The sequence below is a fragment of the Mogibacterium kristiansenii genome (assembly GCF_029224645.1).
Classification (GTDB): Bacteria; Bacillota; Clostridia; order Peptostreptococcales; family Anaerovoracaceae; genus Mogibacterium_A; species Mogibacterium_A kristiansenii.
Window position 1 is genome coordinate 1 of record NZ_JAQXUZ010000003.1, and the last position, 15,021, is coordinate 15,021.

The window sequence follows — 15,021 nt, forward strand, 5'->3', positions numbered from 1 at the left end:
TCTTTATAAAATAGTATCTGTTCAGCTTTCGCTGTTCAAATCAATCCTGATTTAAGATGACGCGTTCGCGTCTCGACTCGTTTCCGAATCATTATTGTTTGTGTTTAGAATTGTACAGGGACATCCGATTACAGTGTATGACTTAAAGTCATTTGTACATCGTTTGTCTCTTATACTGATCTTAGACAGAATCTCCATCGAAATGTGTTCCGTCTTTGACCGGTTCTGCACTATGAAGTTTTCAAGGTTCTTGCTGTCTCATTCGAAACAGCTTATTCATTATAGCGCTTCAGTTGGCTCTTGTCAAGCACCTTTTTCAAACTTTTTTAAAAAGTTTTCAGTGCCCACGAGCGCATCCAATGCCACAAAGGCTTGGAGCCTGCACGCTGCGCCTCCGAGAAGCGTTCGCTTTTCGGTGACGATAGGATAAAATTATACGCGCGTTACGGGCACTTGTCAATAACTTTTTAAAACTTTTTTAAAAAGGTTAATTTAAAAGTAATTTCACAGAACTGAACGCAAAATGCCGAAGTATATACCTCGGCATCTCGCTTGATTTACATATTCTCGGTGTTCTTATGAATGATGTTATTTTACTTTTACCTTCTTAACGGCGGACCATTTGCCGGTGTAGCTCTTGCCTTTTACCTTCTTAACGGCGCATACCTTTACGTAGTATGTCTTCTTGGATTTCAGTTTGCTGATGGTCTTCTTTACCGTCTTGCCGGATTTCACGGTTACGGTCTTCGCCTTCTTAAACTTCTTGCTGGTGCTGTAGGTTACTTTGTAGGAAGTGGCACCGCTGACCTTCTTATAGGTAACGGTCACTTTCTTCTTGCCGGCCTTCAGCTTGAGACCTTTCACCTGACCCGGTTTCTTTACCGGAGCCACCGTTGGGGATGGGGTTGGTTTATTGTTCTGGTTCTTCAGCTGTTCCTCTGTCTTCTTCAGCTTATCCTGTGTTTCTTTCAGAGAGTTCTGAAGTGTGTCTACCTTCTTGTTCAGCTCTTCCAGTTCCTTGTTCGCCTTATTCAGAGAGTCCTTTGCTGCATCCAACTCCTTATTTGCAGCATTTAAGGTGTCTTCCAACTCCTTGTTTACATTATTTGAGAGTTCTTTCGCTTTTCCAAGCTTAACTTCCGCTTTGTTCAGATTCGTGTTCAGTTCTTCTAATTCAATTAAGTACGGATTGTATTCTTCTTCTTCATATTTATCACTGCTGAAGACGGTCTGCATATTCTCTGCCACACTCTCAAGCTCATAGATATTGTAATTTCCAGAGTCATATTCCGATTCATTTAATTCTTCAATCAGTTCTTCACACTTGGAGTAGAGTTCTTTGCCTTTTTCGCTGTACTCTGTTCCCTTCTGTTCCAGGAGCGCCTGAATATTCTTTACCTGCACCTTTGATTCCTGAATGGACTTCTCTGCATCGGAAATGGCCTTATTGATGTCAACATCTTCTTCAAAGATGTCATCATTCAAAGCCTTTTCAGCAGCCCCGACGCTCGTTTCCAGCTGCTTCATATTGTCGTCCATTTCCTTTTGATCGGATTCCATGGCGTGCTCCGCTTCAGTTACCTCTTTCTGAAGTGCTTTGATTTTTGCAATCATCGGTGCCCACTCTTCCGTCGGGATTACAGAAAAAGTACCATCGTTTTCTGTTTTTATGGCGTATCCGTTTGCAATACATTCATCTTTTGGTTTTTCAGTAAACAATCCATTGTAAATTCTGAGGCTATAGTAATTCTCCTCGTCTTTATTGACAATTTTACCCTGTATTGTTCCCGCTGTGTCAATTGTTGAGTCACTCCAGAATTGGATTGCGTTGTTTCCCGGTTGAACCTTCACACTGCTGTTTCCGTTAATCGCTATCTGTTCTGCAATCACCGCATTTGCACAGTCACTGCTGCCCGATGCATCGATATTGAAATTCGTTATCTTCGCATCACCGGTGCAAGCTCCCTCGATGTGAATTCCGACCTCACAGTTCTGAATCTTCAACGTGCCATTTTTAAAAGTGACATGACCTTCATCTCCTTGAAGGCAAATGGCTGCTCGTTCAGATTCAGCTCCATATGTTGCGCCATCTGTTACCGTATATGTGTTGCCGTTAAAGTCAAAATTAAAATATGGGCTATCGCCGTACGACAACGCCAATGCTGCCCCTTTACCGGACGCGTCCCGATTCAATATGATTGTTGAATCATATTCTCTACCAGACTCCATCGCATCCTGCAGTTCATTGTAGTTTCCTAGAATGAATCCCTCGGAATCTTCTACCGTCCACACAGCATCAGTGTCTGCACTGCCCGATGATGCTTCGCCGGCAAATGCATACATCGGCATAAATGCCATCGTCATGACGATAGACAGAATGCCTGCCAACCATTTCTTTCCGGATTTCATACTATCCTCCTTCATTTTTCTCCTGTTATTATTTCACCTTTACGCTCTTCACGCCGGACCATTTACCGGTGAAGTTCTTACCCTTCACTTTCTTAACGGCGCATACTTTAACGTAGTATGTTTTCTTGGATTTCAGTTTGCTGATGGTCTTCTTCACCGTCTTTCCGGATGTCACGGTCACGGTCTTTGCCTTCTTGAATTTCTTGCTGGTGCTGTAAGTCACTTTGTAGGAAGTAGCACCGCTTACCTTCTTATAGGTAACAGTCACTTTCTTTTTACCGGCTTTCAGCTTGAGGCCTTTCACCTGCCCCGGTTTCTTTACCGGAGTTACCGTTGAAGACGGAGTTGGTGCGTTGTTCTGCTTTTTCAGCTCTTCCTCTGCCTTCTTCAGCTGCTCCTGCGTTTTCTGCAGCTCTGCAGCTAATACATCCAGTTTTTTATTCAGCTCTTCTTGCTTCTTTTCTGTCTCTGCCAATGCCTTCTTTGTTTCTTCCAGCTCTTTTCTCGCTTCTTCCAAAGCTGCACTGTTTTCTTTGTTGACCTTATTCGGCAACTTCTTTATCTTGTCCAGCTTCACTTCCACCGATGTCAGTCTCTTATTCAGTTTATTCAGTTCTACCAAATACAATTCGTCAAAGCCGTTATAATCCTTTTCATCCGCACTGCTGAATATCGTCAACATCTTTTGCGCGGATTCTTCTATGCTATCCAAACCTTCATCAACATCAAAATCTCCAAAGTCATACTGACTCCGATCGACTTCTTTCAATTCTTTTCTCAGGTCTGCACATTTATCTTTCAATATCTGACCTTTTTCACTGTATTCTTTTCCCTTCTGTGTAATAAATAGCGTCACGTCCTCAATCTGCGCTTTGGCTTCTTGAATGGACTTTTCTGCTCTTAGCGTTGCCTTCTCAACACCGTCCTCATAAACTCCATCGTTTAAGCTCTCCTCTGCAGCATCCAGACTTTCTCTGATATCGTACATTTTCTTGTTCGTCACATTAATATCTGCATCCATACTGTCGTCTGCTTCAGCAACCTCTTCTCTTAATTCCTTAATTTTCTGCAAGAGCGGATCCGCCGCGTCTACGACATATCTTCCGTCATCGGTTGCTTTTACCGCATAGCCTTTTGCAATATACGCTTCATCCGGCTGTTCGCTGAACGATCCGCCGTACAGCTTCAAGTGGGTAAACCGATCCTCATTTCCTTCTTCATCAGAGATAACACTCTGTGCATTTTTGATTTTCCCATCAAATCTTCCGTTTCTAATCAAAACCCTCGCGATTTCGTCATATCCGCTTTCTCCAAAGAAATTGATATCCCCTTGAATTGTTCCTTTTGTATTGATTACGTTATTATTGCCCGAGAATTTATAATAATTTAATGCATCGTTGCCCGGCTGAACCTTCACACTACTGTTTCCGTCAATACTACAATGCCCTTCAGCATATACTGCATTTTTGCAGTCTTTTGAATTCGATGCATCCACATTGAAATTCTTCATTTTAATGTCCGCGGATCTAATTCCGCCAGAACAGTTCTCAATTTTCAATGTACCATTATCGAAAGAGAACGTACCCCTTGAATAATTGCCAATTGCATACGATTCCGTTTCTCCGGTCTCCCTTTTTGCACCGCCTGTTACTGTATAGGTGTGGCCATTAAAATCAAAGTTTTTATACCAACTGTCCCCATCCTCTACAGCTTCCAAATACAAACCTTTTCCGGATGCATCTCGATTTAGTATAATCTTGCACTCATCAGTTGCTTGTTCAATTGCTTCTCTAATGTCATTATAATTTCCTACAACCTCGCCTTTCCCGTAGTCCCTTTTCACCGTCCAAACTGCGTCGGCGTCGGCGCCGCCTTCCGTTGCCTCACCGGCAAACGCATACGTCGGCATGAATGTCATCGTCATCACGACGGACAGAATGCCTGCCAACCATTTTCTTTTGGATTTCATAAATTCCTCCTTCCATCCATTTCCTTTCTTTCTGTTTCGACGGAATTCGTTCCGCCGAAAGGCTTCCAAATCAATTCTAACTCTTCTGTACCGTTTCTGTCATTCGATTCGCAGTTTAATTTTCTCGCAAAAAAAAGAAGCGGGACATCCGGAGACGTCCGCTTCGATTTGCGTTTGCGCTTTTCACTTATGGTTTTCACTTCACCTTACCAAATGCCCATCACGTGCTGCATCAGCAGGCTCACGGCGGTGATGCCGGCCCAGCACACGGCGCCCAGAGCGATTGGCTTTCCACCGGATTTTACCAGTTCCACCAGGTTGCTGTTCAGACCGATGGCGGCCATGGCCATGGTGATGAAGAATTTGCTCAGTTCCTTCAGCGGGGCAAAGACTTCCGCAGAGACACCCGCCATACCCGCAAGGGTTGTGATTACCGAAGCGATTACGAAATACAGAAGGAACATCGGAAATGCCCGCTTCAGGCTGAAATTGTTTTTACCGGAGCCGGAAGATTTGCGGGCGCGGTGGATGGCCAGACCCAAAGTAATCGGGATAATCGCCAGCGTCCGGGTGAGTTTCACCGTTACGGCTTTGTTCAGAGTTTCGGCGCCCAGGTTCCACATGCTGTCCCAGGTCGCGGCGGCCGCGGTCACCGAGGAGGTGTCGTTGATAGCCGTTCCCGCGAAAATACCGAAAGCTTCGCCGCTGTGGGTATCGAAACCGATGGCGGCGCCCAGCATCGGGAAGAAGATGGCGGCCATCACGTTGAAAAAGAAGATGACGGAAATCGCCTGAGCGACCTCCTTGTCGTCAGCATCGATAACCGGTGCGGTGGCGGCGATGGCCGATCCGCCGCAGATGGAGGAACCCACGCCCACCAGAGTGGAAATGTTTCCCGGAATGTGCATTGCTTTGTGGAGCACCCACGCCAGAATCAGTGAGATGGCGATGGTGCTGATGATAATCGGAAGGGACTGTCCGCCGGTGCGGAGAACCACGCCCAGGTCCATGCCGAAGCCCAGCAGCACTACCGCCGTCTGCAGGATGTACTTGGATGTGAATTTAATTCCCTTCTTCGCTTTTCCCTGATCCTTCCAAAACAGGGCGATGATCATGCCCAGCAGGATTGCGATTACCGCGCTTCCCACCACCGGAAACTGTTTCCCGATGAACCATGCCGGCAGCGCCAGCAGGAAGCAGACCGCAAAGCCCGGAACTTTCTCTTTAATCGTGTTACTCATTTTACTCTCCTTAATTCGTCCTATGCCGCCCGTTTCGCAAAGCAGTCTTTTTATTATATTCCGAACCGGAGACCTTGTAAAGTCATATTTTGCGAATGCACTCCGCCACTACCGAAGTCACTGTCTTTGATGTATAATGTTCATCGTGTCCGAAAGATTACAAAAAACGCATATAATATAGAAGGAAGAATCTCATGAAACAATTCTGGTCCAAAACATCCACGCTGATCATCACAGCCATTTTCTGCTGCACCCTGTGGGGCAGCGCCTACCCGTGCATCAAGGTCGGCTATCGCCTGTTCTCCATCGTTTCCGGCAACGTTCCCGGACAGCTGTTTTTCGCCGGCTGCCGTTTCGCGCTGGCGGGAATCCTGGTGATTCTGGCGGGCAGTCTGCTGCAGAAGGAACTGCTTTTACCGGAGAAATCCGATTGGAAGCCCATCGCTGTACTGGCCCTGTTCCAGACAATCCTGCAATATATCTTCTTTTATATGGGCCTGGCCCGCGCCTCGGCGGTGCGCTCCTCCATCATCAACGGGACCGGCGCCTTCGTGGCGATTCTGCTGGCGGTGTACATGTTCCGGCTGGAGAAAATGACGCTAAAAAAATTCATCGGCTGCTTCTTGGGGTTTTCCGGAGTGCTTCTGGTGGAGACCGTCGGTCAGACGGTGAATTTCGGCTTCACCTGGAACGGGGAAGGGTTCATCCTCCTTTCCGTGTTCGCCTCCTCCACGGCGTCGATTTTGATTAAAATCTTCTCCCGGGACCACAACCCGGTACTGCTTTCCGGCTGGCAGTTTTTCACCGGCGGACTGACCATGGCCATCGTGGCCTTCCTCTTCGGCGGCCGAATGACGGTGGGAACCCCAACATCCTTGCTACTGCTTCTGTACATGGCCTTCATCTCCTCCGCTGCCTACACCCTGTGGGGTGTTCTGCTGAAATACCACCCGGTGAGCCATGTGACGGTGTTCAACTTCGTCACACCGGTGGCCGGCGTGCTGCTCTCTTCTGTCATCCTGTCGGAACACGGCGTGCTGAACGGCTCCGTCCTAATCGCATTGGTATTGGTGTGCGGCGGAATTCTGGTGGTTTCTTGGGAATAATTCATTGCGCAAAATATTGCCCTCGATTCCCCCGCGGTGGTATAATTTACCCGATGTTACAGTTCATAAGGGGATGGACGGAACATCTATGATTAAGAGAAAATGTTTTTGTCGGAGGATTTACAGGGGGTATTGAGATGACTCAACGAAAAGCAGAAGCGCTGATTGCGCTTGGACTCACTTTACGGGGAACGTCGCTGCTGTTCAGCAAACTGGCCATGCAAACCATTGGGCCGTTCACGCTGTGCGGCATCCGTTTCCTGATTTCATTTGCAGTGGTAGCACTAATCTTTCATAAGCAGATTTGCAGTGTTACCAAAAAGGAAGTATTGCACAGCGCAATTGTGGGTTTCTTCTATTTCTGCTGCATGGCGTTTGAACTCTTGGGACTTCGGACGACGCCGTCCTCCACAACTGCTTTTATTGAAAATACGTCGGTGGTCATCGTGCCGCTGCTGGCGGCCATCGTATATCGCCGGCTGCCGAAACGCATGGATATCCTGTGTGCGCTGATCGCTCTCGCAGGCATCGCGCTCATGACCCTGAAGGGCAGCAAGCTGGCATTTACGCCGGGAGAACTGTTGGTCTTCGGCGGTGCGGTAAGCTACGCGATTACCGTTGTGGTCATGGATATCGTTACAGTGGACGACAACCCGCTGAACATCGGAGTTTTCCATCTGTTCTTCATCGGATTCTTCAGCCTGCTGGCGGCGTTCGCCTTCGAGGATTTCACCATCCCGACCTCTGCGCCGGAATGGGGTGCGATTCTGTACCTGGCACTGGTGTGCGGTGCCATCGGTTTCACGATTCAGCCGGTGGGACAGAAATACACCACGCCGGAGCGAGCCAGCCTGTATGTGGCGACCAATCCGCTGGCGGCGGTTATTCTGGGCGTGATTTTCCTGGGTGAGCGGTTCACCTTCCTGGGAATCATCGGCTGCGGATTAATCCTGCTGAGCATTTTCCTGCCGGCTGCGCTGGAGAACGGACTGGCGAGGAAGAAGGCGTAGAGAACCCTTCTCAATGCAGATGCTCTTCACGAATTTGCGGGTCTTCCCGTCCTTCGGGAAGTACACCTCCAGGAAATCTCCTTCGTTGGAGCGGATGACACCCACGCCGAAATTCCGGCTCCGGACCTCCGCTCCCGGGACGAATTCCGCTGCCTTCTCCCGGAATTCTTTGGAATCCATCCGGCGCACATCCTTTTGATTACCGCTGCGGTCCGGCAGTTTGCCGAAGCATTCCCGCAGGAACGGGGAGGAACAGTCTCCGTAATCCGGAAGAATCAGTTCCTCCCGGGCACGGGTGATTGCCACGTAGAAGATGCGCCGTTCCTCCTCCCGGTCGTTTTCCGAGGAAGGAAGCACATCCCTCACGGCGTCCACCAGGATTACCCGGTCGTACTCCATTCCCTTGCTGCCGTGAATCGTGCTGAGAATCACTTTGGCATCCGCTGACTCCAAATTCCCGGTGCCGGCGGAAATCATCTGCTCCATTTCCCACAGCTTCTGCAGGAAATCCGCAATGGTATCCGCGGGTTCCGCAAGCGCTTCCAGCACGAAAAGCTTTTCGCTCTTCTCGTTCCGGTACCGAATGCCGGTGCGAATCATTTCCAGCGCCTCTTTCGCGTTATTCCGAAGGCGCATATCCCGCAAGTTATCCCGAAGAATCTGAAGGTCTTCCTTCTTCTGCCGTCCCAGAAGCGGTGATTCCGTCAGCACCGCCAGGATGGGATCCTTTCGCCGAAAGTCCATTCGCCGCACCGCATCTCCCACTGCGTTTTTCGGAATCCGGTAATTCAGCTTATAGTAAATTCGCCAGAACAGCTCGCTGTCCGCCGGATGCATGACGAATCCCAGGATATCCTTCACATCCCGCACCACCCGGCTGCTAAAGAACAGGGTGTCCAGCCCCCGATTTCGAAATGAAATCCCGGCATTTCTCAGGTGATACATCAGAGGGATGGCGCTGTCGTTGTTCCGGTAGAGCACCGCCGTTTCCCGCTCCGGATCCTCTCGAATCCAGTCGGCAATCTGCCGATACTGATCGGACCGCCGCGCCACCGGTTCCACCCGAACTCGGCCGGAAGACTCCGCCGCGGGCTTCATGTTTTTATCGTATCGCTTTCGGTTGCGCCGGATAAAACGGTCCGCCAGAGCCACGATGTCCTTTCCGGACCGGTAGTTGGTCTCCAGCCGATACACTTTACCCCCGGGATAATGGCGCTGAAAATCCAGCAGGGCCTCCGGGTACGCCGCCCGAAAACCGTAGATGCTCTGATCTTCATCCCCCACCATGAACAGATTTCCCCCGTCCTGCGTGAGAATCTGCAGAATCCGATGCTGTAGCCATGAGGTATCCTGCGCCTCGTCCACCATCACATAGGGATATTTCCGCCGGTAATGGTTCCGCACCCCCGGCACCTTCTCCAGGAATTTGCAGGCATACACCAGCTGATCGTCGTAGTCCATGGCGTTCTGCGCCTTCATGCTCCGGACGTAAGCGTCGTACAGGGGCTTTGCCGGGTAATCTCCGATTCGAAGCTTCTCAATCTCCCCCTCCGAAAGCCGCATATTCTTGATATAGGTAATCTTCTGCGCGAACTCCCGAATGTCGCTCTCCCCGGGAAAAGAATCTCCCGCCACGCTCACGAGAATCCGGCGCAAAAGCAGCCCGGTGTCCGTCAAGTCTTCCGGTTTCTGCCGTCCCGTTTTTTCCGCATAAAAGCAAACTACGCGGTAGCAGAAGCTGTTGATGGTCATAAAATCCACCCGATTATTTCCGTACTGCCGCCGGAACCGCTGCTTCATTTCCTCCGCCGCATTGTTGGTAAAAGTAATTACCAGCACGGAGGTGTCCGGCACTCCGGAACGAAGCAGATTCTCCAGGCGGGCCAGAAGCGTGGTGGTTTTCCCACTTCCGGGCACAGCAAGAAGCAGCGAGCTTCCGCTGCAATCCGCTGCGGCCGCTCGCTGCTGTTCGTCTAAATGTGTATTTCCGGTGAATGAGGAATGATTCATACCTCTCCGTCTCCCTGTTAATTTTTTACAATCTTTCCGTACAGGAGTTTCGATTCCAAGTCAATCTCCTCTGCGTGCTCGTCCAGAGTCTCGCCGGCAATTTTCTTGTAATCCGCCTCACTGGTTGCTCCTCGGTCTTTCATCATCTGCTGCTTTGCCGCCTTCATCTCCTCGGAAGAAACGTAAATCTTCTTTTCTCTGGAAATGGAATGGAGAATCAGTTTCTCCTTCACATTCTCCTTTGCCAGCTTCTCCACCTGCGCTTGGAATTCCGATTCCGTCAAATCCGACTCCTTCAGGTATTCCTTATACGTCAATCCGTATTCCTTAATCCGCTTGTGGTACTGACTGGTGATGTACTTCTCTTCTCGCTTCAGCTGCGCTTCCGGATACTTGCTTACCTCTGCGGATTTCACCAATTTTTTCCATTCCTTCGCCGTCAAGGTATCTTCCTCCGGCATATCGAAGGATACATACCGATCCAACAACAGAATATTGTATCCGTTATAGCGGTTCAGCGTTGCGCTCAAAAGAAATAGAAGGAATACCAGAAACACCAGCATTCCTACTATAATTTTCTTCTTCTTGGAAAGTCGGCGAAAACGGGAATGTTCTCGCCATTTCTCGTGTGCGGATGAAAGGTGGTCACGAAGGCTAGTTCTTTCCGGAACTTGTTGTGACATCGTTGCTTACCTCCTTATCAATCAGTCGCACCTTGTTCGTCTTCTCTTTGCTTACACCGGAAAGTTCGGTGTCGTTCTGAACGGCCTTATCGATAATATCGGTCTTCTTGTTGTTCTTCGGGGTCGCCGTCGCAATGACCTTGTTTTCTTTCACCGTAGCGACCTTCACCTGACGCTGTTCGCCGTCCAGGAACACTTCCGTCCGGTTGGTGTCCACGTGCTGCCATTCCTCACTGTTGGAATTTCTGTAGAATACTCGGTAGTTACCTACGTTGCTCTCCGCTGCGGTGAACTTTACTTGGGTCTTTCCGTTAACCTCCGAAGTAACCACATCCGTTACCTCATTGGCTCTCTCTTCTTTCTCGATGGTCTTGCTGCCAATCCGGAACGGAACGCATTCCGTATATCCGCGGTACTTGCCCTTGCCCTTTACGATGACATAGCCTGTGCCCTTGCGGATGTTCTTTGCGTACACCAGAGTGTAGTCCTGATTCTCCGTGAGCTTCGTTACGCCATCCTGAACGGTTACCTCCGGCTCCACCGGATTACCGGTATACGCCAGCTGCTCGTAATCCATGGTGGCTTCCATCTTCTTGTTGCCGTTGGTGTTTTTATTTTTCGGAATGTACATATAGTTGGAGTCCACTCTGCCCCGAATTCCGGAGATGCGGTCGATGCTGCTGTACTGCCAGTAGGTATAATCTTCCGAGGAAGTGTTGTTAATATTGTACTGCGCAATCCACAGCTCGTGGCCGTCCTTCACCAGCTTCGCCACATCCACACCGGACGTCTTAGACGTCAAGCTTTGCGACACGTACAGGCAGGTGGTATATCCGTGATCCCTGCAGTAGTTGAGGAACGCGTCAGCAATCAGGGTCAGCTGCTTCCGGGCATTGGCGGATCCGCCTTCCGAAACCCAGCCTGCATACGCCGCATCCAATCTGCCGTTGGAGAACTCCATATCCATTACAATCGGAAGCTCCAGCTTTCTGCCCTCGGCATACTTGCACACTTCCTTTGCCTCGATTACCGCTTCTTCCGTGGTGGTAGCCTGGGAGTACCAATACACGCCCCGGGCCACTCCGGCCTTTGCCGCCTCGTCCATATTCTTTTCATAGGTGCGATCCTTAATCATTTCAAAGGAATTCTGTCCGGTGGCTCCGGCACGGACAAATGCATAATCCGCTCCGGCATGCTTCACCTTCTGCCAATCGATGTTTCCCTGCCATACGGAAACATCAATTCCATAGAAAGCGCGGTTAGACGACACCTTGCCCGGCTGGCGCACGGTATCCTTCGTTGGGAGAGCATACGTCGGAAGAGTCGAAAAGACCGTGATCATCACTACGACCACAGCAACAGCAATTCTTCCCGCTTTCATTGCTCCGATAAATCCTCTCAACATCCACTGCCTTTCTATCCTACAAGTGACTTCCTATAAAATGACCGTATTATTATAGCATACATGAGGCGGTTTTTATGATGAAAATATGATTGAACCTGCAATTTCCTTTTCAAAGTTTTTATATTCCTTTAAGTTCACTTTAAGTTTTTTTCAGTATATTGGTACTATCAAATGCAACACGATAATGAAGGAGGATTCCCCATGAATAATAATTTCAACGAATCCAACACCGACTTCATTCTGATCAATCCGAATGACGAGAATCGGGATGACCATAAAAACAGCCGACCGCCTCGGCAGAAGCGGCCGAAAGAACATTCTTTTAGGAAACGGACCATCGCCGCGGTGCTGAGTTGCGCACTCATCGGCGGTGCCTCCGGCTTTGGGGGTGCCATGATTGCCGAGCGCACCGGTGCTGCTACCCTGCTGGAAGGGAACGGCGGAGACCGGACGGTGAGCGTGAAAAGCGTGAATACCGGCAAAAAGATGACGGCGGCGCAGGTCTACGCCAAGAACGTGGATGCGACGGTGGGAATCTCCACCAAATCCACCACCCGGAACATGTTCGGTTACTCCACGGAGTCCGCGGCTTCCGGTTCCGGCTTCATCGTTTCATCCAATGGATATATCGTCACCAACTACCACGTAATCGAGGGGGCGGATTCCATCACGGTTTCCACCAACAACGGCAAAAGCTACGAGGCGACGGTGCGGGGCTACAACGAGAGTTACGACGTGGCAGTGCTGAAAATCAACGCCACCGGGCTCCGGGCCGTGACACTGGGCAAGTCCTCCAGCGCAAACGTGGGGGACGAAGTGGTGACCATCGGAAATCCGCTGGGCGAACTCACTTTCTCCCTGACCTCCGGCGCCATCAGCGCCCTGAACCGGGAAGTGACTTTTTCTCAGAACAACACCATGAAGCTGATTCAGACTGACGCGGCCATCAACTCCGGCAATTCCGGCGGCCCGCTGTTCAACCTGTACGGAGAGGTCATTGGCATCACCAATGCCAAATACTCCTCCGGCAGTTCTTCCTCAGAGGCGTCCATCGACAACATCGGGTTCGCCATTCCGATTGATGAGGTGGATTCCATCATTAAAAATATCATCAAGAGCGGAACCAAAAGCAGTTCCGATTCGTCCGGCAATTCCGGAAGCAGCGATTCCTCATCGGATTCCCGTTCCGGAAGCAGCGGGCAGTCTCAGGACTCCTCCGGAAGCCACCACGGCAGTGTTCCGGATCAGGATGACAGCTGGGAAGATTCCATCGAGGATTTCTTCTCCACATTCTAGCCTTCCATCCGGGGGTGCACAGGCGGCAACTCCCATGGATATATATATATTTTCCTTTCTTTGGCGAGGCCGGCATGCAAATGCCGGTTTCGTTTTTTGTCACTTTCTTAAGATTTCCGAAAGCTTTTCTTAAATTTCACACGCCTTTCTTGATATCCTCCCGGCAATAGTGTAAGGTTATATCAATTCAAGTTGAACATGAACGGGATCCCGTTTCTAATAACGAAAGGAGTATTAAATGAAGAAGAGATTAATATCTGTGATTTTGCTGAGCACACTGGTATTGCTGTGTGCCTGCGGTTCTTCCTCATCCAAACCGGAGGTGACTCCATCGAAGACGGTGGATCAGTTCCTCAAAGGAATTCAGGATGAGGATCAGGATGCTATCAAGAAGGTATACGAAGAGAGTACCTTTGATCTGGGCGCCGAAGCTTGGGACGACGACGATGACGAAGAAGGCATGGACACCGCAATGAACAAGGTGCTCACCGACGACTTCTACCCAAGACTGATCGATTTCGAATACAAAATCGGTGAGGAAGAGATTAACGGCGATGAGGCCACGGTAAAAGTAGATATCACCACCTACAAGATGGGCGACGCATTCGTGGCCGGTTTCAAAGATTTCTTTGCCGGAGCCATGGATCTGTACAACTCCAACGCTTCCGACGAGCAGGTCAGCAAGGTGATGAGCGAAAAGCTGCACCGGCAAATTTCCGCACTGAAGAAAAAGGAATACAAGAAAACCGCTACCTTCCATCTGACGAAGGAGAACGGCGTATGGGTTGTGGAAGACATGGACGACGACAAGAACGAGGCCGCTCTGAACATCCTGTCCGGCGGAATGCTGGATGCGGAGAACTCCATCGACCGCATGACGGATGACTAATCTATATTTCCAATAAAACACGAACCCTCGGCAGGGTCAGCGATTACGCTTTTCCCTCTGCCGGGGGTTTTCAATTGTTTTTTATCTTTTCCTGCAGGAACGCTCCTTGCTGTAATCCACCAAGGTATCACTGCCCCGGCCGCTTCGGACGGTGGAAACACTTTTTACCATATACCGCCCCTTTACAATCTTCCGCTTGCGGGTCAGGTTCAAGGTTCTCCCATTGGCGCGTCCGGTCCACCTGGCCACGGTGGTCCAGTGACCTTTCGAAGATTTCAGCAGATACACCGTAGTGTACAGCGTGGTCTTCTTTGCGGCACCCTGATTCACCCGGACCCGAACATGCGCCCGGTCTTCCCGAATCCGAAGGCGGGTATCCACCGAAATGGAGCCTTTTTTTGCCGCATAGACCTTATCCGTATGAGTCCTTTTATGTTCCGGCCGGTCGCCCTGACTGCCGGCGAAAACCGGCGCGGACATTGCGGTCACCAGTACAACAACCAGCGTGAATATCAGCAGGTTCCGCTTTCTCATTGCTGCACCCCTTTCTCTTTACTAAGCTACGCACATACTTGTCTTATTCTACCATGAAGGCACGAGCTTTCAAATAAGTTTTTCTTATAAAAAGATTATTCACTTTTCTCTTTTCTTCCGGACCGGGGTTCGCGCTCGGAAACCGAATTCATTGGCTTTGCGGGCAGGCGAGCGCGAACCTTGCCGACGCCGGGGTCGTCTTTTCCTCTTCTTCCGGCCCGGGGTTCGCGCTCGGAAACCGAATTCATTGACTTTGCGGGCAAGCGAGCGCGAACTTTACCGCCTCCGGGGTCGTCTTTTCCTCTTTTTCCGGACCGGGGTTCGCGCACGGAAAACGAATTCATTGACTTTGCAGGCAGGCGAGCGCGAACTTTACCGCCTCCGGGGTCGTCTTTTCCTCTTTTTCCGGACCGGGGTTCGCGCACGGAAAACGAATTCATTGACTTTGCAGGCAGGCGAGCGCGACCTT

General features: G+C 50.0%; 12 protein-coding genes. 4 read left to right on the forward strand and 8 right to left on the reverse strand.

Annotation, left to right across the window (positions count from 1 at the left end):
• Positions 1-588: 588 nt before the first annotated feature.
• The 3 genes from PUE40_RS01265 to PUE40_RS01275 form a co-directional block, all read right to left on the reverse strand.
• Positions 589-2,424 carry a hypothetical protein gene (locus PUE40_RS01265; protein WP_277671650.1) on the reverse strand — a complete coding sequence of 612 codons (1,836 nt, stop codon included), beginning with the start codon at positions 2,422-2,424 and terminating at the stop codon, positions 589-591.
• 13 nt (positions 2,425-2,437) lie between these two features.
• Positions 2,438-4,378 carry a coiled-coil domain-containing protein gene (locus tag PUE40_RS01270; protein ID WP_277671651.1) on the reverse strand — a complete coding sequence of 647 codons (1,941 nt, stop codon included), beginning with the start codon at positions 4,376-4,378 and terminating at the stop codon, positions 2,438-2,440.
• 206 nt (positions 4,379-4,584) lie between these two features.
• Positions 4,585-5,619 carry a YeiH family protein gene (locus PUE40_RS01275; protein WP_277671652.1) on the reverse strand — a complete coding sequence of 345 codons (1,035 nt, stop codon included), beginning with the start codon at positions 5,617-5,619 and terminating at the stop codon, positions 4,585-4,587.
• Positions 5,620-5,813: 194 nt separating this feature from the next.
• On the opposite strand from PUE40_RS01275, the gene PUE40_RS01280 reads away from it, so the two are divergent.
• Together PUE40_RS01280 and PUE40_RS01285 are read left to right on the forward strand one after the other, a co-directional pair.
• A complete protein-coding gene (locus tag PUE40_RS01280) occupies positions 5,814-6,725 on the forward strand; it encodes a DMT family transporter (RefSeq protein ID WP_277671653.1) in 912 nt (303 codons plus the stop codon).
• A 137-nt stretch (positions 6,726-6,862) separates the two neighbouring features.
• The gene (locus tag PUE40_RS01285) at positions 6,863-7,735 is read left to right on the forward strand and encodes a DMT family transporter (RefSeq protein ID WP_277671654.1); all 873 of its coding nucleotides are present in this window, start codon (positions 6,863-6,865) and stop codon (positions 7,733-7,735) included.
• Here the strand turns inward: PUE40_RS01285 and PUE40_RS01290 are convergent.
• The 3 genes from PUE40_RS01290 to PUE40_RS01300 are packed head-to-tail and all read right to left on the reverse strand — an operon-like array spanning position 7,670 to position 11,833.
• Positions 7,670-9,745 (reverse strand): ATP-dependent helicase, encoded by a 2,076-nt coding sequence (locus PUE40_RS01290; RefSeq protein WP_277671655.1) that lies wholly within the window; start codon positions 9,743-9,745, stop codon positions 7,670-7,672. The two genes, PUE40_RS01285 and PUE40_RS01290, sit on opposite strands and share 66 nt — an antisense overlap.
• A 17-nt stretch (positions 9,746-9,762) precedes the next feature.
• Positions 9,763-10,428 carry a SurA N-terminal domain-containing protein gene (locus PUE40_RS01295; RefSeq protein ID WP_154554422.1) on the reverse strand — a complete coding sequence of 222 codons (666 nt, stop codon included), beginning with the start codon at positions 10,426-10,428 and terminating at the stop codon, positions 9,763-9,765.
• Positions 10,400-11,833, reverse strand: a complete 1,434-nt coding sequence (locus PUE40_RS01300) for a GH25 family lysozyme (protein WP_277671656.1) — start codon at positions 11,831-11,833, stop codon at positions 10,400-10,402. The genes PUE40_RS01295 and PUE40_RS01300 overlap by 29 nt, the downstream gene beginning before the upstream one ends.
• 201 nt (positions 11,834-12,034) lie before the next feature.
• On the opposite strand from PUE40_RS01300, the gene PUE40_RS01305 reads away from it, so the two are divergent.
• Together PUE40_RS01305 and PUE40_RS01310 are read left to right on the forward strand one after the other, a co-directional pair.
• On the forward strand, positions 12,035-13,129 hold the full coding sequence (locus PUE40_RS01305; RefSeq protein WP_277671657.1) for a S1C family serine protease: 1,095 nt from the start codon (positions 12,035-12,037) through the stop codon (positions 13,127-13,129).
• Positions 13,130-13,367: 238 nt separating this feature from the next.
• The gene (locus PUE40_RS01310; RefSeq protein ID WP_277671658.1) at positions 13,368-14,018 is read left to right on the forward strand and encodes a nuclear transport factor 2 family protein; all 651 of its coding nucleotides are present in this window, start codon (positions 13,368-13,370) and stop codon (positions 14,016-14,018) included.
• An 81-nt stretch (positions 14,019-14,099) separates the two neighbouring features.
• On the opposite strand, the gene PUE40_RS01315 is transcribed toward PUE40_RS01310, so the two are convergent.
• The gene (locus PUE40_RS01315) at positions 14,100-14,552 is read right to left on the reverse strand and encodes a hypothetical protein (RefSeq protein WP_277671659.1); all 453 of its coding nucleotides are present in this window, start codon (positions 14,550-14,552) and stop codon (positions 14,100-14,102) included.
• Positions 14,553-14,647: 95 nt separating this feature from the next.
• Positions 14,648-15,021, reverse strand: a 374-nt coding sequence (locus PUE40_RS01320; protein ID WP_277671660.1) for a hypothetical protein, incomplete at its 5' end; no start/stop codon positions are given.

What these genes read in the sequence shown, in the direction of transcription:
- PUE40_RS01265 (WP_277671650.1), bottom strand. Translation starts at nt 2,424, where the DNA reads ATGAAGGAGGATAGTATGAAATCCGGAAAGAAATGGTTGGCAGGCATT.
- PUE40_RS01270 (WP_277671651.1), bottom strand. Translation starts at nt 4,378, where the DNA reads ATGAAATCCAAAAGAAAATGGTTGGCAGGCATTCTGTCCGTCGTGATG.
- PUE40_RS01275 (WP_277671652.1), bottom strand. Translation starts at nt 5,619, where the DNA reads ATGAGTAACACGATTAAAGAGAAAGTTCCGGGCTTTGCGGTCTGCTTC.
- PUE40_RS01280 (WP_277671653.1), top strand. Translation starts at nt 5,814, where the DNA reads ATGAAACAATTCTGGTCCAAAACATCCACGCTGATCATCACAGCCATT.
- PUE40_RS01285 (WP_277671654.1), top strand. Translation starts at nt 6,863, where the DNA reads ATGACTCAACGAAAAGCAGAAGCGCTGATTGCGCTTGGACTCACTTTA.
- PUE40_RS01290 (WP_277671655.1), bottom strand. Translation starts at nt 9,745, where the DNA reads ATGAATCATTCCTCATTCACCGGAAATACACATTTAGACGAACAGCAG.
- PUE40_RS01295 (WP_154554422.1), bottom strand. Translation starts at nt 10,428, where the DNA reads ATGTCACAACAAGTTCCGGAAAGAACTAGCCTTCGTGACCACCTTTCA.
- PUE40_RS01300 (WP_277671656.1), bottom strand. Translation starts at nt 11,833, where the DNA reads ATGTTGAGAGGATTTATCGGAGCAATGAAAGCGGGAAGAATTGCTGTT.
- PUE40_RS01305 (WP_277671657.1), top strand. Translation starts at nt 12,035, where the DNA reads ATGAATAATAATTTCAACGAATCCAACACCGACTTCATTCTGATCAAT.
- PUE40_RS01310 (WP_277671658.1), top strand. Translation starts at nt 13,368, where the DNA reads ATGAAGAAGAGATTAATATCTGTGATTTTGCTGAGCACACTGGTATTG.
- PUE40_RS01315 (WP_277671659.1), bottom strand. Translation starts at nt 14,552, where the DNA reads ATGAGAAAGCGGAACCTGCTGATATTCACGCTGGTTGTTGTACTGGTG.